Consider the following 25,698-nt stretch of genomic DNA (forward strand, 5'->3'; position numbering starts at 1 on the left):
TTTGTAGAAAAGCCGCCGAAGCGATCCGGCGGCTTTCTTGGTGTCTGGGTTATCGGTCTGACTGCACCGACACGTCCAATCGTCAGAGTGTCGGCGAGCGACCGCGCATCAGGCCAATGACGGCCGAGATGGCGAACAGAACGATAGCGACAAAGAAGACGAGCTTTGCGGCTTCCATGGCGGTGCCGGCAATACCACCAAAACCAAGCAGAGCGGCCACGAGGGCCACGACGAGAAATGTTACAGCCCAACCAAGCATGGTCTCGATCCTTGTGAAGCTGGTGCGACCTGTGCCGCGACCTCATGACATCAATAACGCCAAGTTATCCGACCGGTTCCTGACTTTGACACAAAGCGGTCACGATTGGTTATCGAGGCGAAATCAGCGGGTCGCGGAAGCGCAGACACACGCCTAGGCACCCTGGAAAAGATCTGAACATCGTCCTGTCCCGGATTGCGCCGAGACGATCCCTTGCCCAGCGCAGTGCTCGCATGCGTCATATCGGCGAGACTCTTGTCGGTTTCGGGAGTGACGACCCACATAGTGGTTGACGCTGATGTGGAACCCGGTGTCCGATGTAGCGTTCGTCACCTGTTCCCGAACACGGATACATTCTGATGAGAGAGTCGCTGGCCGCATCCCTTGCACGACGCCTTCTCGATGCGGTCGCTGCGGCCGCTCGCGGAGTCGTAGAGGCGATCGAAAATGGGTCGCCCGCTCCCCAGCCCGTACCGGTCCGCGTCCGTCGCAACGATCGGCGCTGATACAGTGCGCTCAATAGGTGAGTGTGGAGCGTAGTCCGAGTACCACGCCACCTTTGACCCGTTGGTTCGGGCGCGTGGGGTCTCCGATACCCCCGCCGGGATTGATGACGACCTGGATATCCGGTTGGATCGTCCAACCGGGTACCACCACTGCTTGATACGTCAGTTCGATTGAAGCTTCGTAGCTGCGGACTGGGTGGAAGTTGGTGTCGAAAGACAATCGATCCCGGTCGTAGCGCTGGGCATGGTCGCCGATACGCGCGTAGATGAAGCTGAGGCCGAAGGCGTCTTCCGGCCGGCCGGGCACCATCCCCGAGAAAACGATGCCGCCATCCGCCCAAAGGCCGATGAGGTTCCGGTCCGACGGGCTGCCGGATAGGCGGGCATAAACGGCCACTCCGTCGGCCTGATCAGCGCCCTCCGGTCGGTAGAGTTGCGCGTCGATCACCGCATAGGCGCCGCTCGTTCCACCATGTCGGCGCGGTGATCCGCTGCTATGGATGCTCGCCAGGGAAAGCCCACTCCGGTCGTAGCGGTAATCGTCGAAACGCCCGAAATGCTGATATCCTCCGAGTTTCACACTTCGAGTGAGCCCGCTCGGGCCGGGTACTGCGCGAAGCTGGATCTCGCCCATCAGCAGCGGCGGATCGTTCAGGCGAAAATTCAATCCGGTCCGGTTGACGCTGGCCTGATCGCCGGGGTCGCCGTTGAACACCGCAATAAGCCCGCTCATTGAGGCGTTGGGCGTCCAGCGCAGCCGCAGTCCGGGAGTCGATAGGGGATAGGCAGGGCCGCCACTCGGTAGGTTCGCTCCGGTGATGGTCGGCCAATCGTTGCTCAGGAAGATTTTTCCGGTGTCGGAGGCGAAGAACTCGCCATCCGCCACGAGTTGCCCCATCCGAAAGTTGAAGCGCTGGTCCTCCGAGGCATGCTCCAGCCAGAGTTCTGACAGGCGTGTCGAGGGATAGGCTTCGATATTGCTCACCGTGATCAGGCGATGAAAGCTGCGATCACGTAGGCCGCCCGTGTCGTGGATCTGGAAGACGTTGGCGAATGCGCTCCAGCCCCTCCAACCGGCAAACCGGTCGAGATCGACGCTGATCGCCGCCTCGAACTTGCCGGCATGGATCGGCCCTTGCCTCACCCCGCCGCTGATGTTGCCCAGAACCTCGTTCGTATAAAGTAGGTTGTAGGTGATGCCGCGCGGCGCCAGCATTCGGCGGAAGCCGCCGGGATCGCCGAATGCACCGAGTGAGGATTGGATCGAGGGCGGTCTGTCGTCCTCCAGAGCGGCGGACTGCGCCGGGCGATCGTCTAGGGCTCCTGTCGCCGAGGGTTGCGACCAAGCGGGCGAGGCGATCGGGTAAGTGAGGTTCACGGCGAAAGCGCCCGCCAATCCCACCCGCCACCTCCGAAAAGCCCTTCTGCTGATCATCGACGCCTGACCTCGATAGTATAGCCTATGCTATGTTCTTAGATAAAGTTCTTGCGTCCGGGCCCGCTGGGCGGCCCGGTCGGTAACGGTCGGAAACGCTGTACTCCGCCCTTCGCTCAAGAAGACCGGAGATGACTGATTTGGTTCAGGCGCCGCTGACGGTATCCACCAGAAGCTTGATGTTCAAAACCACGATGATCGCGGCGATCACCCAGGCGAGGATTTTCAGCCAAGCGGGAATGACGAGCGCACCCATCTTCTGCTTGTCCGATACGAAGCGGACCAGGGGGATGACGGCGAAGGGCAATTGCATCGACAGAACGACCTGGCTCAGCACCAGCAACCGGGCCGTACCCTCTTCCCCGTAGAGTCCCGTCACGATCACGACCGGCACGATAGCGATGCCGCGCGTGATCAGGCGGCGGGCCCAATCGGGAATCCGCAGGCGCAGGAAGCCTTCCATGATGATCTGGCCGGCCAGCGTCGCGGTGACGGTGGAGTTGAGCCCCGAAGCGAGCAGCGCCACGGCGAACAAGGTGGAGGCGATGCCGGCCCCCAGCAACGGCGACAGCAGCTCATAAGCCTGCTCGATCTCCTGCACGTCGGTTCGCCCGGTGGCATGAAACACCGAGGCGGCCATGATCAGGATCGCGGCATTGACGAAGAGCGCCAGCATCAGCGCGATGGTCGAATCCGTGACCGCGAACCTCAGGGCGCCGCGACGCCCCTCCTCGGTACGCGGATAGGCTCGCGTCTGTACGATGGACGAGTGCAGATAGAGATTATGCGGCATCACGGTCGCGCCAATGATGCCGATGGCGATGTAGAGCGCGGCCGGATTGGTGACGATCTGCGACGAGGGGACGAAGCCCGCGAGGACCGCCTGGACCGGAGGCGCGGCCAGGGCGATCTGTATGCCGAAGCATACGAAGATCACCAGTAGCAGCGCGATGACGAACGCTTCGAGCGCGCGAAACCCGCGGCGCATCAGGAGCAGGATCAGAAAGACGTCCAGGGCGGTGATGATCGCGCCGATGACGAGAGGAATGCCGAACAGCAGCTTGAGGGCGATGGCAGTGCCGATGACTTCGGCCAGGTCGCAGGCGACGATGGCGGCTTCGCAGGCGATCCATAGGACGAAGCTGACGGGCCGTGGATAATGATCACGGCAGGCCTGGGCGAGGTCGCGGCCGGTGGCGATGCCGAGACGGGCCGAGAGGGCCTGCAGTACGATCGCCATCAAGTTCGAGAGCAGGATGACGGCCAAAAGCGTGTAGCCGAACTGCGAACCGCCCGCGATGTCGGTGGCCCAGTTTCCCGGATCCATGTAGCCGACGGAGATCATGTAGCCGGGGCCGAGAAAGGCCAGCAGGCGTCGCAGCCAGCTCCCGTTCGCGAGAACCGGTACGCTGCCGTTCATGCGACCGAGGCTCGGCTGTTCCTGCGTGTCGCGGCTGAAGCGCCACGCCCGATCCTCGTTGAGCCTGTCCATACCGCGTTTTCCGATGAGCCGAATCACGAATGCCGCACTGCACCCTGCGAGGCATATAGCATCGGCTATAATGGAAAACAAAGGCTAAGATACAGGGGCGTCTCCGTCTCCACCGGTGCAGCAGCGTGTGTTCATGACGTGCTCCAAAACGCCGTGCCGCGGGACGTCTTCTCGCGACCTGGGAGGTGTCAACTCAATCAAGGGTTTCATGCGGCTCGGTGGTCTGCCCCGTTGCGAAGCCCTTCTCCTCCAGCCTAGGCAGGACGCACGTCCTACCGGATGGTTACTGAAAGATGAGGAAGCGATGCGGGTCGCATACCCACATGTCGCGAGGACGGCCATTGCGCCGCGTCAGCGAGTCGTCGGCCCTCTTATGGCGGGCGTGATCCTCGGCATCGGCGGTGTCGTCGCCGGATCGAGCCTCGTTCGGGCCTCCGAGCAGGGGGGTATCTTCAGCTTCTTCGAGGACATCTTCCGCGGACCGGCCGTAAGGATCCGGCCGGAACCCGTTCCCGTGCCGCGCCCGGCGCGTCCGCGCTATGCGTCCCTGCCCGATACCAACCGTATCACGAGGCCCGCCCCGCCTCGTCACACGCCTCGCATGGTGCGCATCGACCGGCCATCCGCTGATCGGAAGAGCCGCTCGTCATCGGCTGGCCTGGTCGCCTCGGCGCTCGGGGCCCGTACGGTCTGCGTCCGGGCTTGCGACGGCTACCTGTTTCCGCTCGGGCGGCTGGCCTCGCGCGCCGACATTCCTCTCCACGAGGCAGCCTGTGCGGCGGCCTGCCCCAACGCGGCAACCAGCCTCTACACGCTCGGCGCCCGGCAGAACGAACTGGACCGGGCCGTCAGCCTCGACGGGCAGCCCTACCGAGCTCTCAAGGTCGCCCGTCTCTACCGCAGGAAGCTCGTAGACCAGTGCTCCTGCCAGCCCGAAGGCGTAGCGGCGACGCCGCTGCCGATCGAACGCGATCTGACTGCGCAGGTGGGCGACGTGGTCGCAACCCCATCGAGCGCCCGTGTGGTGGTCTCCACGCGGCCTGGTGGCTTCACGATGGTGGATTTCCGCGAGGCGGGCATCCTGTCCCGCCGTGAGCGTCGCCTGATCGGCCGCAAGATCGACGTCGTCCGGCGCGAGGCGGATGCCCGCGCCTCCGGTGGGGATACTCGGCAGGCCGGGCGGGCGTTTGACGGCGCGCCGCGCGTCCGGCTGGCCCAGGTGGGTATCACGGCGGGGACAAGAGGCTTCGGTGAAGTCCAGCGAAGACCGGACCGCGCGGAGGGCTTCGCCGACGTCCGCGTCGTGGTGTCCTCGCCTTTCACGCGCTGAGACCGGTCTCAGGGACAGCTCGGGGTGCGTTGTGGCTCGGTCCGCTATGGCGTAGGGCCGGACGAGAGTGTGATCGTTCCGGGTGCCGCATGACCAAGACCAGTGACGACGGCGAGGCAGGAACGGATCCGCGTTTCGACGGCGCCGCGCCGGCAAACGGCGAGACGGTGAGCCTCTCGCCGTTGGTACGCCGGCGGATCTGTCCCAATGCCAGCCCGTTCACGTCCAGCGGCACCTGCAGCTACATCGTCGGACGGGGCGAGGTCGCGATCATCGATCCGGGTCCGGCCGATTCCGGTCACGTAGCGGCTCTGATCGCCTCCATCGCCGGGGAGCGGCTCGCCGCCATCGTCGTCACCCATACCCACCGCGACCATTCCCCCGGCGCGCGCCTGCTGCAAGCGGAGACGGGTGCGCCCATCGTCGGTTGCGGGCCGCATCGCGCCGCGAGGGATCTGGCGGAGGGCGAGTTTCCGCATCTCGACGCCAGCGCCGACCGGTACCACCGACCCGACCGCCAGATGGGAGAGGGCGACACGCTCGAGGGGCCGGGCTGGACGCTTCAGGCGGTCGAAACGCCCGGCCACACCATGAACCATCTCGCCTTCGCCCTACCGGAGGAAGCGACCTTGTTCTCGGGCGACCACGTCATGGCGTGGTCGACCACCATCGTAGCGCCACCCGATGGATCGATGCGTGCCTACATGGCGTCGCTCGAGGCTTTGCGCGGACGTGACGAGACGATCTATTGGCCCGGCCATGGCGGTCCGGTCCGCGATCCGCGGCGCTTCGTCCGGGGCCTCGCCGCCCATCGGCGCCAGCGCGAAAATGCGATCCGCAGCCGGATCGAGGCGGGCGACCGCGACATCCGCTCCATCGTCGGCACGATCTATCAGGGCCTGAGCCCGGCCCTGCAGGGCGCCGCGGCTTTGTCCGTCTTCGCCCATCTGGAAGACCTGGTTGAGCGCGGGCTCATCGCCACCGATGGTCCAGCCAGGCTGGAAGGTGTCTACGCGCCGGCCTGACCACTCACTTGACGGCGATGGCGAGGTTCGCGACCTCGTCGAGATAGGCCCGGATGGTGTCGGCATTGGCGCCGAAATCGCGGTCGCCGATGCGGGACGCCGAGCGCACGTCGATCCGGGCTCCGTCCGCCCGCGGTCGCACTCTCACCGTGATGTCGCTGGCAAGGTTGAGGATGAGGCCGCGCGTCACAGCCTCGATCCGGCCATTGCCGATCCTGCCACCGGGGCGGATCGCCTCGACGATCTGCCATTTACGGTTCACCGCTGCTTTGCGAGCCAGCTCGAACGCGGCGTTGGCGTCGAGGTCGAGGGTAAGTGGGGCGACCTGCAGATAGGTGGCGCGCTGTGCCGTTCGCGCTTCCGGCCCGGGATCGGGAGGGTAATGCCCTTCGCGGGCGGCGAAGGCGGCATGCGAGCGCGAGAAGGCCGGTGGGTTCTCGGTATCGGTGGTGACGTCGGTGATGGCTGGGAGGCGTAGGCTGCGCAGCCCGACGAAGCCCGGATATCCGAGGAGTATCACCGCGAGGAAGAGACCCGCGATCGCTCCGCCCAAACCGCGCGCACCCTCGCGCCACACCCGGACGAAGGCGAAGAGGGCAAAGCCGATCGCCAGGACCGCCAGGAATAGGCCGGACCCGAGCGTGACCAGCGCGGGCCCTTCTTCCGCCCGCGGATCACGCACCAGAACGAGGGCGAACAGGGTGACGAGGACCGACAGGATCGCCGTTCCGCGCGAGAGCGGACCGGCGCGGGTGATGGGCTCCTCGATAAGCGAACGACGCATGATACGGATGAAATCGCTGTCCGGGAGATCGCCGCGCCGCAGGGAGGTCGTGCCCGCGCGCCTGAGCGATGAGCTTTACCGGGCCTCGCATGGCGACGCCACCCGCGAGTTACGTCGTGCTTTCGATGCCGCCTGCTTCTGCTATAGCGGCGTCGACATGAACTTTACCGCAGCGACCGGAAATCCCGTGACCGATGCTCGATCGGACGACCCGCTGCGGGTCTGGTTCCGCTTCATCCGCCTCAACCGGAGGGTGACCGCCGCGATGGCGACCGAGCTGCGCGGCCTCGGGCTCTCCATTCCGCAATTCGACGTCCTCTCGACCCTCACCGAACGCGAGGGGCTGACACAGCAGGATCTCGCCGCGCGGCTCTACGTCACCAAGGGCAATGTCTCGGGCCTGATCGACCGCCTCGTCCAGGCCGGTTTCGTCGAGCGCCACGCCATCCCGGGTGACCGGCGCTCGCATGCGCTCCACCTTACCCCGGCGGGTACGGAGATCGCAGCCCGTGGGATTTCCGCGCAGAAAGCCTATGTCGCCCGTACCCTCGGGACGCTGCCTCCGGACGATATCGCGGCTTTCGAGCAGCTCGTGTTGAAATGGCGCGACGTCGCCCGCGCCGATTCCAGCGGCTGAGTTACTTCGGTGTCCCTCCGTCAGAGCCTCTGACGGATCACCGGGCGGCCTTCCGCCTGGACCAGCGGGTCGATCTGCCGGGCCGCTCGCAGGCCCGCTTCGATCGCCCCCTCGACCCAGCCGGTCTTGAGGCTGGTGAAATCTCCGGCGAAAGACAGCGTCCTGCCGCCTTCGCCGAAGTCGCCGGATAGGCCGGGCCTGTCGTCGGGAAGCGACATGGGCAGATGTGACGTTTCCGGGTAAATATTCCCCTTCCATCCGGGACGGCCGGATCGGTGAAGGCCTCACTTACCGTTCAGGTTGCGACCCGTCTGCACTCGCTCGTTCCTGATCGGCGATCCTGGCGAGCAAGTCGGCGAGATCGCCGATCGAGGCGACCACATGGTCGGCGAGCGGCGTCATGATCTCGCGGGCTGCCTCACCCATGGGCCCGCTCAGTACGGCGACGGTCACGGCACCGGCTGCGCGCCCGGCGACGAGGTCGTAAGGCGAATCGCCGATCATGGCGATGCGGCACGGGGCGACGCCGAGTTGCGCGGCGAAGGCGCTGACCATGCCGGGTTCCGGCTTGGACCCATGCCCGGAATCGTAGCCCGCGACGTAGGAGAGATGGGGTGTGAGGCCGAGGGCATCAGCCTGCGCCCGCGCCGAGGCTTCGGCATCGTTGGTGGCGATGCCGAGCGCGTAGCCGGCACCGACGAGATAGCGTGCCATCCCGGCCGGATCACCGATCGGGCATAGATGCGCCAGCCCTTCGCGGCGAAACAGCCGGTCCATCTCTCCATAGAGATCAGGTCCGGCAGGCTGGCCGAGAACCTTCGCCCAAAGCGGCCCATAGGCGGCGGACGAGCCGGCGATGAGGGGCGAGGTCGGCAGGAAGCGTCGCTCCTCCTCGATGTAATGGCTCACCGCCATCAGGTCTTCCAAGCGGGTACGGTCGCCCCCGGACAGGCAATCCATGACCGCAAGGGCCGCAGGCCCCCAGGTCCGGTCGAAATCGATGAGCGTGCCGTCCTTGTCGAACAGGATGCCGGCGAGACGGCGGGGACGCGTCGCGCTCACGCGCTGGCTCCCACCTTCTCGACGTCGAAGGTTCCGGCGCGATCTCGCCGCACGATCCTGTCGCCAGGCTCGAACACGCCCAAGGCTACGTCACGGTCCGGCAGGATGACGGTAGTGGATTTGTTGAGATGGACGAGGACGAGGCGGTCCTGCGCCAGCGATGCGGAGGCCCAGCGCCGCAACTGTGCGTAATACGGCTCGCGCCGCCACGCATTCGGTTGGCCGGGATCGACCTGGACGTTCATGTTCTTCGTCACCGGATCGAGCGCCAGCACCATCTTGGCCTTCTCCGGCTTCCACTCGGCGCCGAGCCAGGCTTCTGTCATCCAGAGACAATGGAAGGCGCGGCAATGGTCCGGCCGCGTCGGATGGATGGCGCAGCCCCTTCCCTGCTTGGTGTGCCGGCACCATTGGCCGGCGACGCTCTCCACGGCGGGAACATCGTAGACCTTGCAGCACAGGGTGCAGGTTCCGCAAACGCGGCCTGGCGCCGGATGGGCCACGAAAGTAGCGGGATCGAGCATGCGCGGGACAATCGGTGCGGAAGACGGGGCGGCGATGCGTTGTGCGGACGGGTTTCTACCGACGGTCCGGGTCGCTAGTGTGGCATCGCATGAACACGGGGCCGAACCGGCCCGCTTCCACAGGTAACGGCAGGCCCATGCTCTCGAACCTCGCGACCCGCGACGTCGAAACGCTGATCCATCCCTACACCAACCTTTCCACCTTTCGCGAGACCGGCCCGCTGGTGCTGGAGCGCGGCCACGGTGTCTGGGTCTATGACAGCGACGGTCGGCCCTATCTCGAAGGCATGGCCGGACTCTGGTGCACGGCGCTCGGCTATTCGAACGAGGAATTGGTGGAAGCGGCGAGCGAGCAGATGTCGCGTCTGCCCTTCACCCATCTGTTCTCGGGCCGTAGCCACGATCCGGCGATCGAGCTCGCGGAGACGCTCAAGGAGCTGATGCCGATCCCGACCTCGAAGATCTTCTTCACCTCGTCCGGGTCGGAGGCCAACGACACCCAGGTGAAGCTGACCTGGTATCTCAACAACGCCCTCGGCCGCCCGGCCAAGAAGAAGATCATCTCGCGGATCAAGGGCTACCACGGCGTCACGGTCGCCACCGCCTCCATGACCGGCCTCACCGCCAACCATGCCGATTGGGACCTGCCGCTGCCGGGCTTCCTGCATGTGGGATGCGCGCACCACTATCGTTTCGCCGAAGCCGGTGAGACCGAGGAGGCGTTCTCGCAGCGCCTCGCCGACGAACTCGAAGCCCTGATCCTGCGCGAGGGGCCGGATACCGTCGCGGCCTTCGTGGCCGAGCCGGTGATGGGAGCGGGGGGCGCCATCGCCCCGCCCGCCGGTTATTTCACCAAGATCCAGGCCGTCCTCGACCGCTACGACGTGCGCTTCATCGCCGACGAGGTGATCTGCGGCTTCGGTCGGCTCGGCACTTGGTTCGGTTCCGAAGCCCTGGGAATGCGCCCCGACAGCCTGTCTTTCGCCAAGGCGGTGACCTCGGGCTACATGCCGCTCGGCGGCATCAGCATCGACGAGCCGCTCTACAAGGCGCTGGTGACGCAGAGCGCCAAGCTCGGCACGTTCGGCCACGGCACCACCTATTCCGGTCACCCCGTCGCCTGCGCCGTCGCTCTGAAGACCATCGAGATCTACAAACGCGACCGCATCGTCGAAGGCGTTGCCGAGAAGGCCCCTCATTTCCAGGCCCGGCTCTCGGCCTTGGCCGACCATCCCATCGTCGGAGAAGCGCGAGGGATCGGTCTCATCGGTGGGCTGGAGATCGTCGCCGACAAGGCATCCAAGCGTCAGTACGAGCCGAAGGCCGGAGTCGCGGCCCGCTGCGTCGCGTTCGCGCAGGCCGAGGGCCTTATCGTGCGATTCCTCGCCGGTGACCGGGTCGCGGTCTGCCCTCCCCTGGTCATCTCGCACGAGGAGATCGACACGTTGTTCGACCGCCTCGCCCGTGCCCTGGATCGAACCGAGGCCTGGATCGCGTCGGAAGGTCTGAGGCCCGTAGTTTAGGGCGGCGTCGCCACAGAAAAGTCTAGATCTTTCGCAGTGCGAGCGAGGTTAGATTGCACTGCGGAATTGAATTTTTTATATTCCCACTATTCCTTGACTGTGTCGAAAGTCACTCAGCGACGATGTTGGACAACTCGATCCTGCTCATCTCTGGCTAGCCTTAAGCTCCCGTTCATGATCCTTCGCCGCATATGGATCTCGTGCCGCACAGCGTCGGTCCGGGTCGAACCTCTTGAGGGTGCCCGAGAGACCGGCGTGATCGCCAACCAGACAAACGAGGATCTGGTGGCGTTCCGACACCGCGAAACAGGACCCGTTCCCATGTCCCGCCCCGAACAGAACCAGCGCGCAGCCATTTCGTCGACGCCCCGTGCGTCCGGTCTGGTAACCGATCGCGAAGGTTTCCGCCCCGTGGCACTGCCCGCCCTCGCCGCAGCGGTTCACGTCTCGGCATCCGCTGCCAAAGAGGCGGCCCGGAAGATTGCCGCTCGTCGGCAGCTCTCCCGCTTCCAGCACGAGGATGCACCCCTCGTCTGAGGCCAATCTTTCTTAAGACGAACGCCGTCCGGCCAAACATTGCGACCAAGCCTTCACGGGCTTGGTCACCGACGTCGAACCATCGGAACTTGGCTGCGCTGGATGTGTAGACGCCCCGGGACGATGGATCCGCATCGACTCTGCCGCCGGGGACGATGACATGCTGATTCTGCCGACAAGACGGCAGCTCCTAACCGGGATCGGTGCGAGCACGGCCCTGGTGGCCTCGGCGGGCGCCTATGGCTTCGTGATCGAGCCGCGCCACCGTCTCGTCGTGACGCGATACGCTCCGGTTCTGCCTGGCTGGACGCATGGGTTGAGCCTGAAAGTCGCTGTCCTCGCCGATTTCCATGTCGGCGAGCCGACCATGCCGCTCGACCGGATCGCCGAGATCGTCGATGCGACGAACCGGCTCGAACCCGATCTCATCTTGCTGCTCGGCGATTATCCATCCGGTCCCAGCGTGACGACACGCAAGGTACCGCTGGTCGAGTTCGCCCGCGTCGTCGACGGCCTGCGGGCGCAGCTCGGCGTTTACGCTATTCTTGGAAATCACGATTGGTGGGACGACACAATCGTCCAAACGACGCGGCGTGGGCCGGTCGAATCTCAGCGCGTGCTGGAAGCTCGCGGCATCCCGGTCATGGAGAACAATGCTCTGCGGCTGGAGAAGGATGGCTATCCGTTCTGGATTGCAGGGCTCGGGGACCAGGAGCCGTTCCTACTGCGCGGCGATCGCCGAGGACGGGACGATCTCCCCGGCACGCTGGCGCAGGTCACGGACGATGCGCCGGTCATCCTGATGGCGCACGAGCCCTACATCTTCCCCCGTGTGCCCGAGCGTGTCTCCCTGACCCTGGCCGGCCATACCCATGGCGGCCAGATCCGGTTTTTCGGTGCCTCGCCGCTCGTACCCTTTGTGCGTGGCAAGGACCTTTCCTACGGCCATGTGGTCGATGAGGGACGACACATGATCGTGTCCGGCGGGTTCGGCGTGAGCCGCGTCCCGATCCGTATCGGAGTGCCGCCGGAAATCGTACTTCTCGAACTTGGCCGAACCTTGCCAGATCCCGGCCCGAAAGCCACGCCAGGCGGCGTATAGCCGGCCTGACGGGGCTGTGGGTCCTACTTCTTGGCGCCGATGCTTACGGTGCCCTTGGTGGAGGGGGCAGCGGCGATCGTCTTGACGACGGGCTTCTTCGGCTTCTTCGCTTCGCGGCCACCGCGTGGTTTCTCAGTCGCCATCATCGTCTCCTTGGGTCGTAGGGCTGGGAGCATGGCACGAAATCCGCCGATGGCCCCATGAAATCGCGCGACCCACCGAAGCGCCGATCGATCACCCGCCGGATAGCCGCGAAACCACGGGAATCGCTTCCGCGATGGTGACCTCGGTCGGGTCGATCCGGCAGCGATAGGCATGGATTTCGACTCCGCCCGCCATGGCGGCGGCGAAGGCACGGTCGAAGGCCGGATCGAGATCGCGGGCCACATCGAACCGGTCTGCCTGCATCTGCACCACGACGATCAGCATCGCGCGCCCGCCCTGAGCGACGACCTCCGTGAGATCGACCATATGCCGCGCGCTGCGGGCGGCCACGCAGTCGGGAAATTCGGCGAGGCCCGGTTGGCGCAGGAGGTGGCAGTTCTTCACCTCCCATGACAGGGTGGCACGCCCTCCCCGGTCGCCAGGAAATCGACCCGGCTGGCGCGTCCGTAACGCACCTCGGGGCGCAGGGAAGCGTATTCCGAAAGTGGTGCGAGGCGACCTCCGGCGAAGGCCTCCGCGACCAGCGCGTTCGGACGCATCGTATTGATGCCGACCCATTGCAGGCCGCCGGGCAAGTCGGCTTCCACCAGTTCCCACGAAAAGCCGAGCTTACGCGCCGGGTTTGTCGAAGCCGAAAGGAGGACGCGCGAACCGGGTTGGTTGAGGCCGAGCATCGCGCCGGGATTGGCGCAATGCGCCGTGACGAGGCTGCCATCCGCCACTTCGATATCGGCGAGAAAACGCTTGTAACGGCGGACCAGCCGGCCCTCGATCAGCGGACCGGGAAATCTCATCGGCAGGACCTCCTGACGGGAATGGCACGCGAAACGGCTACGACGCCGTGCGCCTATCAGCTGGCGTCGACGCAGGCCAGGGAGCCCGCCATGGTCAGTTCGGCATCGTCGCGCTAGGTCAGGGGCATCACCGCCTCGCGCTCTCCACGGACCACGATGACCTCCCCCACTTCCCCTACCATCACTGCCGCCATTCTGGTGATCGGCGACGAGATCCTGTCCGGCCGCACCAAAGACCGGAACATCGGCACCATTGCCGATTATTGTACGGCCGTCGGCATCGACCTGCGGCAGGTCCGTATCGTCCCGGACGAGGCGGAAGAGATCGTCGACGCGGTCATTGCCCTTCGGACCCGCTACACCTACCTCTTCACCACCGGCGGGATCGGCCCGACCCATGACGACATCACCGCCGATTGCGTGGCCGCCGCCTTCGGCGTGACCATCGATGTCGATCCGCGCGCGAAGGCGATGCTGCTTGAGCGCCACAAGCCGGAAGATCTCAACGAGGCCCGGTTGCGCATGGCGCGCATTCCGGCGGGTGCCGATCTCATCGCCAACCCGATTTCGAAGGCGCCGGGCTTTCGCATCGGCAACGTCTTCGTCATGGCCGGCGTGCCGGCGATCATGCAGGCCATGCTTGACGAGATCGGCCCTACCCTCGAGACCGGCGCGCGCGTGCTGTCGGAGACGATCGAGGCCGGCAACCTGCCCGAAGGCAATTACGCTTCGGCCCTGGCCGAGATCGCCAAGGTCCATGACGGCGTATCCATCGGCTCCTATCCGTCGATGACGCAGCAGGGTTTCGCCAATCGCATCGTGGTGCGCGGAAAAGATGCCGAAGCGGTGGCGAGGGCGAAGGCAGATGTCCATTCCCTCGTCGCCCGGCTCAAGGACGGAACCGTCGCCTGAGTCCATGGCTTCCTTGTCGAAGGCGGGAATAGAGCCCGTTTTCAGGAGGTCCCTCGAATGGGGCAGCGAGACGAAGGCTCCACGCGAGATGAGACGGTCGAGCGGGAGGAATCCGTAGCGGAGGGCCTGCGGCCCGACGCCTTCATCCTACACGAGGTGATCCGCCGGGAGGGTGACGAGGAGCTTCGGCGCACGGGCGGGGCGCTGTTCCTCTCGGCTTTCGCCGCGGGATTGACCATGGGCTTCTCGCTCATCGTCCCCGGCGTACTGAAGGCTCATCTCCCGGAGGCCCAATGGGCCGGACTCATCACCAGCATGGGATACGCGACCGGTTTCCTCATCGTCGTCCTCGGCCGCCAGCAACTCTTCACCGAAAACACACTGACGCCGATCCTGCCCCTGCTCCATGACCGGAGCGTCGCCACCCTCATGCGTGTCCTGCGCTTGTGGGGCATCGTTCTGGTCGGCAACATGGTCGCCACCGCTGCCATCGCCGCGGTCCTCGCCTATTCGGATGCGTTCGCATCCGAGATCCACACCGCCTTCGCCGCGATCAGCCACCATACGATCGAGTCGGCGTTCTGGACGACTCTGATCAAGGCTGTGTTCGCGGGCTGGCTCATCGCCCTGATGGTGTGGATGCTGCCTGCCACCGGCTCGGCAGCGCCGTTCATCGTCATCCTGATGACCTGGCTCGTGTCGATGTGCGGCCTCGCCCATATCGTGGCCGGATCCGTCGACACGTTCTATCTCGTCTTCAGCGGCCATGCCTCGATGGGCGATTACGTCTCGCGCTTCTTCATTCCGACTCTTCTCGGCAACGTGTTCGGCGGGACCGCCCTGGTCGCCGTCCTCAACTTCGGGCAGGTCGCGCCCGAGGTGGAGAAGCAGAAGGCTGCCGACGGCGAAAGTTGAGCGTCGAGGTAAGCCGGTCGTTGGCGCCATCGCGGCACGCGTCCAGATGAATACTTTCCGAGTGGTGGCGTCTGCTCTGGTTCAGCGGTTCGGCTGCAGGATGATCCTGTGCCGCATACCCATGGCGGGGGCGGTCATCTCTCCGGAGACGTTCCGTGGCTGCAAACCCGTTCCTGTCCGTCGCTACGCGCCGTAGGCCGCCTATCTTCAGCGGCCTCCTGGCCCTGGCGCTCTGCGGCATCCCTGCGCTCGCCGCCGATTTCCCGGAGCCCTATGGAGCGCCGCGCGAATTCCCGGGAGGGCGCCGACCCCCTCCTCCTGTCGAGGATTTCCGCCCCGGACGCGAACCGTCCCGCCTCGCGGAGCCGTGCCGGACCGTCATCCGACGCCGGATCACGCCGGAGGGAGAGGAAATCATCAAGCGGGTGACGATTTGCGAGGAGCACCCGGACCGCTTCAGACCGGAGCGCGAGCCGGAGGGTGGATACGGTGAGCCGAGGCCTTACCGGCGGCCTCCGATTCCACCTCGGGAAGTTCCCTTTGCCGACGAGGCTCGTCCGGATCAGGGTGGTTACGTAGGCGGCGAGCCCCCTGCAGAGGGCCTCGCCGGCGAGGAGCGACTGTCCGAAGAGCCGCCCTTGGAGGGACGTGGACGCGATCCGCGCTACTGAAGCGGTCTCGCGTCCGACGCCATCGTGTCAGGCCCGTACGACGGGCCGGGCCTTCACGGCTGCGGCCAAGGCCTTCAACTGGCGGTTCAGATCCGCCAGTTCGTTGAGAGCGATGGTCCGGTGGCCGTCCTTGACCGCACGCTCGATGTCGGCGACCTGCGCATTGGCCATGCGCTTCAGTTCGGCGGCGAGTTGGTCCCGGGTCATCGGCGCTCCTGTCACGGCTCGGGGTGATGCGACCGTGATAGGGCGCGCATGCTTAACCGACGGTATTCATCGCGTGCGCTGCACCCGATGCGCGTCGTCGGTTTCGCCGGTTCAGGTCCGCCAGGGGTGGGCGGGCAGCTCGGTCGCGCCGACGGCACTGGCGCCGGCCAGAGCCACCGCGTGGTCGTTTTCGACGCTCGAACCGCTGACGCCGATGGCGCCGGACATCTCGCCGTCCTTGTCGACGATCGGGATGCCGCCGGGGAAGGTGATCAGGCCTTCATTGGAATGCTCGATGCCGAAGAGCGGGCCGCCAGGCTGTGACAACTGGCCGATCTGACCGGTCATCATGCCGAAGAAAACCGAGGTCTTGGCCTTCTTCTGGGCGATGTCGATGGAGCCGACCCAGGCCCCGTCCATCCGGTAGAACGCTTTGAGGTTGCCGCCGGAATCGACGACGGCGATACACATCTGGGTATCCAGCTCGACAGCCTTGGCGCGGGCGGCCTCGATGGCCTTGTGAGCGTCTTCGATGGTCACATGCATGGTGGTTTCTCCCTGTCGATCGACGAGATCGGAGCCGTTTGGCTGTCCTGCCCTAGGGGGAAGACGTAGCCCCGGCGCCTGTTCTCCCGGCGATACGCTGCGGACGATAGGACATTTCGGGCCTAAAGCGAGGACGGCCGCCCCTTTCGGAAGCGGCCGTCCTGCTTAGCGAAGTCTACGAAGCGACCCGATCAGCTGGCCGACATCGCGTTGGCCTTCTCGATCAGCGCCTCGGCCATGCGGATCGAGGCGATGTCGATGAGGCGGCCGTCCAGCGAGACGGCGCCTTTGCCGGCCTTGGCGGCCTCTTCCATGGCTTCGAGGATGCGGCGGGCCTTGGTGACTTCGGCTTCCGAGGGGGTGAACACTTCGTTGGCGAGATCGATCTGCGAGGGGTGGATCGCCCACTTGCCTTCGAAGCCGAGAGCGGCGCAGCGGCGCGCAGCGGAGGTGTAGCCGTCCGGATCGGAAAAGTCGCCGAACGGGCCGTCGATCGGGCGCAGGCCGTAGGCGCGACAGGCGATCAGCATGCGGTTCTGGGCGAACAGCCAGGGATCCTGCCAATGGGTCTCGCGATTGCCGGCCTCGTCCTTGTCGGTGAGCACCGAGAAGTCCTTGTTGACGCCGCCGATGACGGTGGAGCGGGCGCGGGTCGAGGCGGCGTAGTCGGCGACACCGAAGGACATGGCTTCCAGGCGCTTCGACGACGTGGCGATCGCCTCCACGTTGGCCATGCCCAGAGCGGTCTCGATCAGCACCTCGAAGCCGATCTTCTTCTCGCGCTTCTTGGCCTGCTCGATCTGGGTCGTCAGCACGTCGATGGCGTAGACGTCAGCCGGCACGCCGACCTTGGGGATCAGGATCATGTCGAGGCGCGGACAGGCTTCGACGATGTCGACCACGTCGCGGTACATGTAGTGGGTGTCGAGACCGTTGATGCGGATCATCATGGTCTTGGTGCCCCAATCCAGGTCGTTGAGCGCCTGGATGATGTTCTTGCGGGCCTGTTCCTTGTCATCGGGGGCGACGGCGTCCTCGAGGTCGAGGAAGATCACGTCGGCCTTGGAGGAAGCGGACTTCTCCATGAAGGTCGGGTTCGAGCCGGGAACGGCGAGTTCCGAGCGGTGCAGGCGCGGGGTGGCCTGTTGGATCAGGGTAAAGCTCACTGGGGAATCCTTCCTTTGGGTTCGTGTTTTGGTCGTTGGTGAGAGACCGCAAAACGCGGTCCACCATACCGGTCGGGATACGCTTTCGCGCCTGTCCCAGGGCCGTGCCCGGCCCTCGGTATCCTTACAAAACCGTCAGCCCGTCGCACCGAAGCCGACGGCGATGCAGTTGATCGAGAGCAGCAGGGCGGATTTCACCGCCTCGCGCTTGTCCTCATCCTCTTCCGCGCGGAAGCGGCGAAGCAGCTCCACCTGTTCGCGGCTGACCTGGTTGATCGTGGGCAGGCGGCCGTTGAGGCGATCTCGGAACAGGGGGAAGCGTTCCGCGAGCTCGGTGCCGCCGCTGACGCGAAGCGCCATCTCGCGGGTCAACTCATACTCGGCCTGGATCAGCGGGAAGATGCTGGCGCGAGCCTTCTCGTCGGCTACGAGACCGGCATAGTCGCGGGCGATCTCGAGATCGACCATCAGCAGCGTCTTCTCGACCTCGTCGAGGATGAGGCGGAACGGCTTCGATTCGGCGAAAAGCCGCTTCAGCTGTTCCTCGCCCTGCGCGCCACGCACGTCGAGGAAGCTCTTCAGGCCGGACCCGACACCGTACCAGCCAGTGATGACGTGCCGGTTCTGCGACCATGCGAAGACCCATGGGATCGCGCGCAGATCCGCCAGGGACCGGGCGCCGAACCGCCGCGCGGGGCGTGAGCCGATGTTGAGGAGCGCGATCTCGTCCAGCGGGCTTGCGGCCTGGAAATAGGTCACGAGGTCGGGATGCTGGATCAGGTTGACGTAGGCCGCGCGCGACGCGCCGGACAGGGCTTCCAGCGAGTCGTCGAACTCGTTGCGCGGGACCTTGATGGCTTCCCGCTCGGATTTCAGCGCGTGGTCGAACACCGACGACGCGAGAAGCTCCATCTGGTAGGCCGCCGTGCCCCGGTTGGCGTATTTGAACGAGACGACTTCGCCCTGTTCCGTGGTGCGGAAACGCCCGTTGATCGAGCCCGGCGGCTGGGCCGCGATGGCTCGCGCCGTCGGTGCGCCGCCTCGGCTCACCGAACCGCCGCGGCCGTGGAAGAACGCGATCGGCACACCGGACGACTTGCCGAGTTGGGTCAGCTTGTCCTGAGCCTTGTAGAGCTCCCAATTCGAGGCGACGAAGCCGCCATCCTTGTTCGAATCCGAGTAGCCGATCATCACCTCCTGCACGCCGCCCTGCCAGCGGGTGGAGCGGCGGACCACCGGGATCGAGAACAGCTCCTTCATGATCGCGGGCGCGGCGCGGAGATCGTCGATGGTCTCGAACAGCGGCACGATCGGCAGGCAGCAGATCTCGGTGCCGGTGGCATCGAGGAAGTTGCCGGCTTCCTTGGCGAGGAGGTACGCACCGAGGATGTCGGGGACCGAACGGGTCATCGACAGGATGAAGGAGCCGAAGGCCTCGCGGTCGAGCTGCTCGCGCATCTCGCCGACGAGGGCGAAAGTCTCCAGCGTCTCGCGGGCGTCGTCAGGCAGGCTCTCGAACGAGCGCTCGCCGTGCATAGGCCTCGCCAGCTCGGCCAGCAGCCAGTTCTTCCACTCCGCCGAATCGAGAGCGGGCGGAGTCTTGTTCTGGCCGTTGGCCTGGTGCCAGAGCGCGTGCAGGGTCTTCGTGGTGCGCGTGGTGTTCTCGCGCAGGTCGAGGCGCACCGTGGAGAATCGGAAGATTTCCACCATGCGGCGCACCGGGCGCACGAGGTCTGTGGCCAGCGACGGGCAATTGGCGTCGGCGAGCCCGGCCTCGAGGTGGCGCAGGTCGTTGATGAGCCCATCGGCGCTGGGATAATCCGGGCCGGTCGAGCGTAAGCCCTTATTGCGCGCGATCGTCGCCTCGATCTTGCGCAGGATGCAGGTGAGGAACTGGCGATAGGCCTCGCCGGGGTTGCGGCTGGCGATGGCGCGCCCGTCGCCGCTTTCGGTGAGCAACTGGGCGAGTTCCGACTTGAACGATGCCGGCACGGGGAGCGAGCGCTCGGTGAGGGAGAGCGTGCGGCCGAGTGCGGTGACGCCATCGCGATAGCGCCGAAGGGAGGCGAGCGCGTTGCGTTGAAGTGTGGCGCGCGTCACCGACGAGGTGACGTAGGGGTTGCCGTCGCGGTCGCCGCCGATCCACGAGCCGAACTGGAAGAAGGCCGGCACCTCGAACTTTTCGTCCGGGTAATATTCGGCCAGGGATTCCTCCAGCGAGTAGAGGACTTCCGGCAGCATCTCGAACAGAGTCTCGTCGAAGAAGTGCAGGCCCCAGGCCACCTCGCGCTCGACGGTGGCCTTCTCCAAATGGAGTTCGCCGGTCATCCAGACGAGCTCGATCTGGTCCCGAAGCTCGTTCATCAGGCCGTTGCGCTCACGCTCGGTCCAGCGCGGCAGTTCGAGCTCGCGCAGGACGAGATAGATGCGGCGGAACTTCTCCAGCACCGTCACGCGCTTTCCCTCCGTGGGGTGCGCCGTGATGGTCGGCCGAATGCGCAGGTCCTTCAGGAGGGCGTGGATCTCAGGCGCCTTTATGCCGTTCTTGACCGCATCCGCTAGGACCGCGCTGAAGCTGCCGGAGAGTTCCGCCCGCCCCTTGCTGCGCTCCACATGGCGACGCCGGCGCATGGCGGCATTCTGCTCGGCGATGGAGAGGAGCTGGAACCAGATGCCCTGGACCTGAAGCGCGCGGGCAAGAAGCTCCGGCGAGAAATCCGAGATGTTGGCCGTGCCGAGGAGGACGGCTTCGAGTTCCGGCTCGTGGCGGCGGGCGACTTCGAGCAGGGCGTGGAAGAGTATGTCGAGCGCTTCCTTCGACGAGGTGCCGGTGATGACCGGCGGCGCGAAGGGGTGGTCGAGCGATCCGACCGGGGCGTGGAGAGTATCGGTCATCGGATGGCCACCTCGAACAGAGTTGAGCCGATGGCCGCCGACATCGTGCGGGCAACGGTGAAGAGCAGCCGCTTCGGCAGCATGGAACGCAGCGCCGGAGCGATCAAGGGGGTGGTCTAGCGGGTTGGGCGAGGCGAGCAACGCTTTACCGGAAGTGGCGGCGCTGCCCCTTACTTCCGCTCGCTCAGTGACCACCCTCCCCCGCTGAGGGGGAGGGTTCGTCGGCTCACGCCGCGATCTTGCGCATCACCTGTTCGACCGTCGAACCGAAATCGCCGGGGCTCGGGGCGACGGTCAGGCCGTAGGAGCGCATGATCTCGGCCTTTTCGGCAGCGCTGTCGCCGGTGGCGGAGATGATCGCGCCGGCATGGCCCATGCGGCGACCCTTCGGGGCGGTGAGGCCGGCGACGAAGCCGATGACGGGCTTCGTCATGTTCTCCTTGATCCAGGCCGAGGCCTCGGCCTCCTGCGGACCGCCGATCTCGCCGATCATCAGCACGGCCTTGGTCTCGGGGTCCTGCTCGAACAGGGCGAGATGGTCGAGGAAGGACGAGCCGTTGATCGGGTCACCGCCGATACCCACCGAGGTCGTGATGCCGATGCCCCGCTCCTTCATCTGAGCGGCGGCCTCGTAGCCGAGGGTGCCGGAGCGCGAGATCACGCCGACATTGCCCTTGAGGTAGATGTGGCCGGGCATGATGCCGAGCATCGACTTGCCGGGCGAGATGATGCCGGCGCAGTTCGGGCCCACAACCATGGTGCGCTTGTCCTTGGGGTAGCGGCGCAGATACCGCTTCACCCGCATCATGTCCTGGGCCGGGATGCCGTCGGTGATCGAGCAGATCAGCGCGAGGCCGGCATCGGCCCCTTCCATGATCGCATCGGCCGCGAAGGGCGGGGCGACGAAGGTGATCGAGGTCGTGGCTCCGGTGGCCTCCACGGCCTCCTTGACGGTGTTGAACACCGGCACGCCGAGATGGGTCTTGCCGCCCTTGCCCGGGGTGACGCCACCGACGACGTTGGAACCGTAATCCAACATCTCCTTGGCGTGGAACGTACCCTTATCGCCGGTGATGCCCTGGACGATGATCGGGGTCTTCTCGTCGATCAGAATGCTCATGACGTATCCTCCCCTCGTCTCAGTGGCTGCGCTTGGCGGCGTCGCAGGCGGCGACGGCCTTGGTGGCGGCGTCCGACAGGCTGTCGGCGGTAATGAGGTCGAGACCGCTCTCGGCCAGGATCTTCTTGCCCGCCTCGACATTCGTGCCGGCGAGCCGGACGATGAGCGGCACGTCGATCTTCACTTCCTTCGCCGCCTGGATCACGCCCTGGGCGACCCAGTCGCAGCGGTTGATGCCGGCGAAGATGTTCACCAGGATCGCCTTGACGTTGCGGTCCGAGAGAACGAGGCGGAAGGCCGTGGCCACGCGGTCGGGGCTGGCGCCGCCGCCGACATCGAGGAAGTTGGCCGGCTCGCCGCCCGCATGCTTGATCATGTCCATGGTCGCCATGGCGAGGCCGGCGCCGTTGACAATGCAGCCGATTTCGCCCTCGAGGCCGATATAGCTGAGGTTGTGCTCGGCGGCCTGGGCCTCACGCGGATCGCCCTGCGAGGGATCGTGCATGTCGGCGATGTTGCGCCGGCGGAACATGGCGTTGTCGTCGAAGGACATTTTGGCGTCGAGCGCCAGGACGCGGTCGTCCTTGGTGACGACGAGAGGGTTGATCTCCAGCATGGTGCCGTCGCAATCGCGGAACGCCCGGTAGGCGTTCATGATCGTCTTCACGGCCGCCGAGACCTGCTTGATGTTCAGGCCGAGCTGGAACGCGATCTCGCGGGCCTGGAACTGCTGCAGACCGACGGCCGGCTCGACCACGACCTGGATCAGGGCTTCGGGCTCGTTGGCGGCGATCTCTTCGATATCCATGCCGCCGCGCTGCGAGGCGATGACGCGGACGCGCTCGGCCTTACGGTCGAGGACGTAACCGAGATAAAGTTCGCGCTCGAACGGATCGGCGGTCTCGATGTAGACGCGCTGAACCGGCTTACCCTCGGGGCCGGTCTGGAGCGTCACGAGGCGCTTGCCGAGGAGGTCCTTGGCCGCGTCGCGGACCTCGTTGTAGGTCCGGCACAACTTGATGCCGCCGGCCTTGCCGCGCGCACCGGCATGGATCTGTGCCTTCACCGCCCAGAACGAGCCGCCGAGTTCGGTGGCGGCGTAAACCGCCTGGTCGGGGCTGAAGGCCACCGCGCCCTTCGGAACCGCAACGCCGAATCCGGCGAGCAGCTCCTTGGCTTGATACTCATGCACGTCCATGTGCGTTCTCCTCGGCGTTTTTCCCTGGGACAGACACTCTCGTAAATTTCACTTCACGGAAAGAGCTTCTGCTGTAATATTTTTTTACATTCTCTTTCACTCCGCCTTTAATGGCGGCTGGAATGTATTTTGTAGACAAAAAGGCCGGCTGAGTTTGTTCTCGCCGGCCTGTCGTTGATCTTAGTTCACCTTGGCCTTCACGACCTCGTAGATCTTTTCGTTCAATGGCCCCGCCGGCCCGAGCAATTCTTCGAGTTGCTTCAGGCGCTCGTCGGCAAATCCGCGATCGTCCAGACCCTTGGCGTTGACATAGACGTTGAGCGCGGCGCTGCGCAGGCCGGCATGAGCGGAGAGAACCGCGACCCCCGCATCGGAGATGACGTTGAGGTTGCCTTTCTCAGCCACGGCCTCGGCCAGGTCGATGACCTCGCGGCAGGCGCGGCAGCAGGCGAGCGGCACGTCGGTGGCGACCTTGAGCGCCTCCTGGATCCTGGCGGCACGGGCCGCCTTCTCCTCGTCGGTGCTCTTGGGCAAGCCGTAGGCCCCCATCACGGCATCGAAAGCCTCGACGTCATCGGCGATCATGCCGGTGAGTTCGGCCCGGAGCGCCTCCGATTTGCCGAGAATCTCCTTCAGCTCGCCTTCGACCTCGACGTATTTCTTCTTCCCGATGGTGAGGTTGCACACCATGCTGAGAAGCGCGGCACCCATGGCACCGGAGATGGCGGCGGCTCCGCCGCCTCCGGGAGTCGGAGCCGAGCTTGCCAGCCCGTCGAGGAAGCTCTGGATGGTTTCGTTGGCAGGTGAGGTCTTCTCGCTCATGGGTCAGGCCATCGTCTTGGCGAGGGCGTAGATCTCCTCGGCGTCGAAGACCTTCTCGGCGCTGTCGAAGAGCTGGCCGACGCAGGCGCGGTGAAGCTTCAGCTTCAATCCGCCGATGCCGAGGGCGCCGAACACCTTCTTGCCGTGGCGTTCCTTGCCCTTGTCCATGGCGTCGATGCCGCCGAAGCCGAGGGGCGGCTGGGCGTTGTAATCGGCGATGAACTCGATGCTGGCCTCGTCCTTCCAATCGGCTTCGGCCAGAAGCTCGAGGCCGATGGCGCCGGCGGAGAAGACCAGGTTCTGGCCCTTGACGATGGCAGCGCGCGAGGCGGCGTCCGGCGTGGCGGCGGCGCTGATCTCGACCTTGAAACGCTTGTTGATGGAATCGGCGGCAGCCTGAGCCTTATCGAGAGAGCGACCGCAGAGAACCACGGTGGCGCCTTCCTGAGCCAGGAGTGCGGCCGAGCGCATGCCCACCGGACCGGTGCCGGCGAGAACGACGGCCTTCTTCCCCTGAAGCGATCCGGCAGCCTTCTGAACCAGAGCGACGCCTGCGGCGGCGGTGGTGTTCGAGCCGTTCGAGTCGAGCATGATCGAAACGCGGAAGGGGCCGAAGAAGCGCTTCTTCACCGCCTCGAACACGGCCTCGCCAGCCGCCATGCTGCCGCCGCCCACGAAGATCGCCGTGGACTTCTTCTCGGAACCGCCGCGGGTGTAGATGGTCCCGTCCACCAAGGCGCCGACATTGTCGGGCGTCACGTTGCCGTAACCGGTGATGCGATCGGCGCCACCATCGTAGCCGACGACCACGTCGAACACGCTCGGAACGGTATCGGTATCGAATTGGAACAGCAGCTTCTTGGTCATGTCGTTTCCTCTGCCCGCGTCGCTGCGCGGCTGACGTATCGTTGTCATTGGCGCGTCTCGTCAGATCGCGCGATGGACCGTCCCCATCGTCGTGGGGCGCCGCCGGCGAGACCGTAATTCCGGCTCGCCCTCGGTGCGGACTCGATCGGCGTCCGCATTCATGGTGTCCGGGGTATCGCCTTGCGACCCCCGAATGATTACGGCTCCGGGGAGCCGACTCGTCGTCGCGTTCAGCCTTCGACCACGTTCTGCGGTTTGCCCGCAACATAGGCCTCGACATTATCCACGAGCTGGTCCGCCAGGATCTGCATCGCTTCCTTGCTCGCCCAGGCCACGTGCGGCGTGACGATGAGGTTCGGCAGGTCGAGCTCGCACAGGATGTTGCCGTTCTTGGGCGGCTCGGTCATCACCACGTCGAATCCGGCGCCACCGATCGTTCCGGCTTTGAGCGCCTCGGCGAGAGCCTCCTCATCCACAAGACCGCCACGCGCCGTGTTGATCAGGATGGCGTGCTTCTTCATCTTCGCCAGCTGCTCGGCGCCGATCATGTTCCGGGTCTCCGGCGTCAGCGGCGCATGCAGGGTGATGACGTCGGATTCGGTCAGGATCGTCTCGAAATCCACGAGGCCTTCCTGCGGGAACACATCGTAGGCAATGACCTTCATGCCGAGCGCTTCCGCGCGCTTGGCGATCGACTTGCCCAGAGCCCCGTAGCCGACGATGCCCAGCGTCGAGCCGGCGATGTCGTGGATCGGATAATCGAAGTAGCAGAACTGGGTGGACTTCGCCCAATCACCCCGGCGCACCGAATTCGCATAGGGCACGATGGCGCGCCGCAGGGCGAACATCAGGCCGATCACGTGCTCGGGGACGGTGTTGAAAGCGTAATTACGGATGTTGACGACAGTGATGCCGAGTTCCTTGGCGGCCTTCTTGTCGACGACGTCGGTACCAGTGGCGGCGACAGCGATGAGCTTGAGATCGGGCAGCTGCTTCAACGTGTCGGCGCGCATGGGCACCTTGTTGATCAGTGCGATCTCGGCACCCTTCAGGCGCTCGACGATCTCTTCCGGCGTCCAGGTCGACTCGTATTCGGTATATTCATGCGGGAAATTGAATTCGCGCACCTTGGCATCGAGGGATTCACGGTCGAGGAAGACGATTTTGTGCGCCATTGGAACCCTCAAGCGACGTTCCGCGCCAA

26 protein-coding genes and 1 pseudogene are annotated in these 25,698 nt (G+C 65.3%); 9 read left to right on the plus strand and 18 right to left on the minus strand.

Annotation, left to right across the window (positions count from 1 at the left end; genetic code table 11):
* Positions 1-82: 82 nt before the first annotated feature.
* From IPV08_RS02985 to IPV08_RS02995, 3 genes are all read right to left on the minus strand, one after another.
* Entirely contained in the window at positions 83-259 is a 177-nt protein-coding gene (locus IPV08_RS02985; protein ID WP_003599466.1) for a DUF1328 domain-containing protein, read from the minus strand.
* Positions 260-775: 516 nt separating this feature from the next.
* Entirely contained in the window at positions 776-2,167 is a 1,392-nt protein-coding gene (locus IPV08_RS02990; protein ID WP_348646062.1) for a carbohydrate porin, read from the minus strand.
* Positions 2,168-2,345: 178 nt separating this feature from the next.
* Complete coding sequence (locus IPV08_RS02995; protein ID WP_207410688.1) at positions 2,346-3,692, minus strand: Nramp family divalent metal transporter; 1,347 nt, start codon at positions 3,690-3,692, stop codon at positions 2,346-2,348.
* Positions 3,693-4,065: 373 nt separating this feature from the next.
* On the opposite strand from IPV08_RS02995, the gene IPV08_RS03000 reads away from it, so the two are divergent.
* Both IPV08_RS03000 and IPV08_RS03005 read left to right on the plus strand, forming a co-directional pair.
* A complete protein-coding gene (locus IPV08_RS03000; protein WP_207410689.1) occupies positions 4,066-5,022 on the plus strand; it encodes a DUF2865 domain-containing protein in 957 nt (318 codons plus the stop codon).
* A gap of 89 nt (positions 5,023-5,111) precedes the next feature.
* On the plus strand, positions 5,112-6,047 hold the full coding sequence (locus tag IPV08_RS03005; protein ID WP_207410690.1) for an MBL fold metallo-hydrolase: 936 nt from the start codon (positions 5,112-5,114) through the stop codon (positions 6,045-6,047).
* A gap of 4 nt (positions 6,048-6,051) precedes the next feature.
* Here the strand turns inward: IPV08_RS03005 and IPV08_RS03010 are convergent, their stop codons facing one another.
* Positions 6,052-6,831, minus strand: coding sequence for a DUF1499 domain-containing protein (locus IPV08_RS03010; protein WP_056430118.1), 780 nt, complete (start codon positions 6,829-6,831; stop codon positions 6,052-6,054).
* Between the two features lie 157 nt (positions 6,832-6,988).
* Here IPV08_RS03010 and IPV08_RS03015 point away from each other — a divergent pair, with 157 nt between their 5' ends.
* Positions 6,989-7,468, plus strand: a complete 480-nt coding sequence (locus IPV08_RS03015) for a MarR family transcriptional regulator (RefSeq protein ID WP_207410777.1) — start codon at positions 6,989-6,991, stop codon at positions 7,466-7,468.
* Positions 7,469-7,488: 20 nt separating this feature from the next.
* Here IPV08_RS03015 and IPV08_RS03020 read toward each other — a convergent pair whose 3' ends face one another.
* The 3 genes from IPV08_RS03020 to IPV08_RS03030 all read right to left on the minus strand — a co-directional run bounded on the left by IPV08_RS03020 (position 7,489) and on the right by IPV08_RS03030 (position 9,054).
* Positions 7,489-7,686, minus strand: a complete 198-nt coding sequence (locus IPV08_RS03020; protein WP_246747751.1) for an FAD-dependent oxidoreductase — start codon at positions 7,684-7,686, stop codon at positions 7,489-7,491.
* A 70-nt stretch (positions 7,687-7,756) separates the two neighbouring features.
* The gene (locus tag IPV08_RS03025; protein ID WP_207410692.1) at positions 7,757-8,530 is read right to left on the minus strand and encodes an HAD-IA family hydrolase; all 774 of its coding nucleotides are present in this window, start codon (positions 8,528-8,530) and stop codon (positions 7,757-7,759) included.
* A complete protein-coding gene (locus IPV08_RS03030) occupies positions 8,527-9,054 on the minus strand; it encodes a hypothetical protein (protein WP_207410694.1) in 528 nt (175 codons plus the stop codon). Before IPV08_RS03030 ends, IPV08_RS03025 begins: the two co-directional genes overlap by 4 nt.
* A gap of 137 nt (positions 9,055-9,191) precedes the next feature.
* On the opposite strand from IPV08_RS03030, the gene IPV08_RS03035 reads away from it, so the two are divergent.
* The 3 genes from IPV08_RS03035 to IPV08_RS03045 all read left to right on the plus strand — a co-directional run bounded on the left by IPV08_RS03035 (position 9,192) and on the right by IPV08_RS03045 (position 12,216).
* Positions 9,192-10,577, plus strand: a complete 1,386-nt coding sequence (locus tag IPV08_RS03035; RefSeq protein WP_207410697.1) for an aminotransferase — start codon at positions 9,192-9,194, stop codon at positions 10,575-10,577.
* A 321-nt stretch (positions 10,578-10,898) separates the two neighbouring features.
* A complete protein-coding gene (locus IPV08_RS03040; protein ID WP_056453941.1) occupies positions 10,899-11,114 on the plus strand; it encodes a hypothetical protein in 216 nt (71 codons plus the stop codon).
* 160 nt (positions 11,115-11,274) lie between these two features.
* Positions 11,275-12,216 (plus strand): metallophosphoesterase, encoded by a 942-nt coding sequence (locus IPV08_RS03045; protein WP_207410698.1) that lies wholly within the window; start codon positions 11,275-11,277, stop codon positions 12,214-12,216.
* Positions 12,217-12,239: 23 nt separating this feature from the next.
* Here IPV08_RS03045 and IPV08_RS24880 read toward each other — a convergent pair whose 3' ends face one another.
* A complete protein-coding gene (locus IPV08_RS24880; protein WP_280136565.1) occupies positions 12,240-12,362 on the minus strand; it encodes a hypothetical protein in 123 nt (40 codons plus the stop codon).
* Positions 12,363-12,450: 88 nt separating this feature from the next.
* Positions 12,451-13,175, minus strand: a pseudogene (gene sfsA, locus IPV08_RS03050) (DNA/RNA nuclease SfsA).
* 156 nt (positions 13,176-13,331) lie between these two features.
* Between sfsA and IPV08_RS03055 the strand changes: the two are divergent.
* The 3 genes from IPV08_RS03055 to IPV08_RS03065 all read left to right on the plus strand — a co-directional run bounded on the left by IPV08_RS03055 (position 13,332) and on the right by IPV08_RS03065 (position 15,673).
* On the plus strand, positions 13,332-14,087 hold the full coding sequence (locus IPV08_RS03055) for a molybdopterin-binding protein (protein ID WP_207410699.1): 756 nt from the start codon (positions 13,332-13,334) through the stop codon (positions 14,085-14,087).
* A gap of 57 nt (positions 14,088-14,144) precedes the next feature.
* Positions 14,145-15,002 (plus strand): formate/nitrite transporter family protein, encoded by an 858-nt coding sequence (locus IPV08_RS03060; protein ID WP_207410700.1) that lies wholly within the window; start codon positions 14,145-14,147, stop codon positions 15,000-15,002.
* Between the two features lie 155 nt (positions 15,003-15,157).
* On the plus strand, positions 15,158-15,673 hold the full coding sequence (locus IPV08_RS03065) for a hypothetical protein (RefSeq protein ID WP_207410702.1): 516 nt from the start codon (positions 15,158-15,160) through the stop codon (positions 15,671-15,673).
* 27 nt (positions 15,674-15,700) lie between these two features.
* On the opposite strand, the gene IPV08_RS03070 is transcribed toward IPV08_RS03065, so the two are convergent.
* The 9 genes from IPV08_RS03070 to IPV08_RS03110 form a co-directional block, all read right to left on the minus strand.
* A complete protein-coding gene (locus IPV08_RS03070) occupies positions 15,701-15,880 on the minus strand; it encodes a hypothetical protein (protein ID WP_056430086.1) in 180 nt (59 codons plus the stop codon).
* Between the two features lie 111 nt (positions 15,881-15,991).
* The gene (locus IPV08_RS03075; protein WP_018042404.1) at positions 15,992-16,426 is read right to left on the minus strand and encodes a heme-binding protein; all 435 of its coding nucleotides are present in this window, start codon (positions 16,424-16,426) and stop codon (positions 15,992-15,994) included.
* Positions 16,427-16,617: 191 nt separating this feature from the next.
* Complete coding sequence (locus IPV08_RS03080) at positions 16,618-17,592, minus strand: CoA ester lyase (protein WP_018042403.1); 975 nt, start codon at positions 17,590-17,592, stop codon at positions 16,618-16,620.
* A 135-nt stretch (positions 17,593-17,727) separates the two neighbouring features.
* On the minus strand, positions 17,728-20,487 hold the full coding sequence (locus tag IPV08_RS03085) for a phosphoenolpyruvate carboxylase (protein WP_056430083.1): 2,760 nt from the start codon (positions 20,485-20,487) through the stop codon (positions 17,728-17,730).
* A gap of 226 nt (positions 20,488-20,713) precedes the next feature.
* Positions 20,714-21,607 carry a succinate--CoA ligase subunit alpha gene (sucD, locus tag IPV08_RS03090; protein WP_056430080.1) on the minus strand — a complete coding sequence of 298 codons (894 nt, stop codon included), beginning with the start codon at positions 21,605-21,607 and terminating at the stop codon, positions 20,714-20,716.
* Between the two features lie 19 nt (positions 21,608-21,626).
* Positions 21,627-22,805, minus strand: a complete 1,179-nt coding sequence (locus IPV08_RS03095; protein ID WP_056430078.1) for a malate--CoA ligase subunit beta — start codon at positions 22,803-22,805, stop codon at positions 21,627-21,629.
* A gap of 180 nt (positions 22,806-22,985) precedes the next feature.
* Positions 22,986-23,627, minus strand: coding sequence for a methenyltetrahydrofolate cyclohydrolase (gene fchA, locus IPV08_RS03100; protein ID WP_207410703.1), 642 nt, complete (start codon positions 23,625-23,627; stop codon positions 22,986-22,988).
* Positions 23,628-23,630: 3 nt separating this feature from the next.
* Entirely contained in the window at positions 23,631-24,494 is an 864-nt protein-coding gene (locus IPV08_RS03105; RefSeq protein WP_056158646.1) for an NADP-dependent methylenetetrahydromethanopterin/methylenetetrahydrofolate dehydrogenase, read from the minus strand.
* Positions 24,495-24,724: 230 nt separating this feature from the next.
* Positions 24,725-25,669 (minus strand): D-2-hydroxyacid dehydrogenase, encoded by a 945-nt coding sequence (locus tag IPV08_RS03110; protein WP_056430070.1) that lies wholly within the window; start codon positions 25,667-25,669, stop codon positions 24,725-24,727.
* Between the last annotated feature and the right edge of the window lie 29 nt (positions 25,670-25,698).

Origin of the sequence: Methylobacterium sp. SD274 (assembly GCF_017355285.1) — a bacterium.
Lineage (GTDB): Bacteria > Pseudomonadota > Alphaproteobacteria > Rhizobiales > Beijerinckiaceae > Methylobacterium.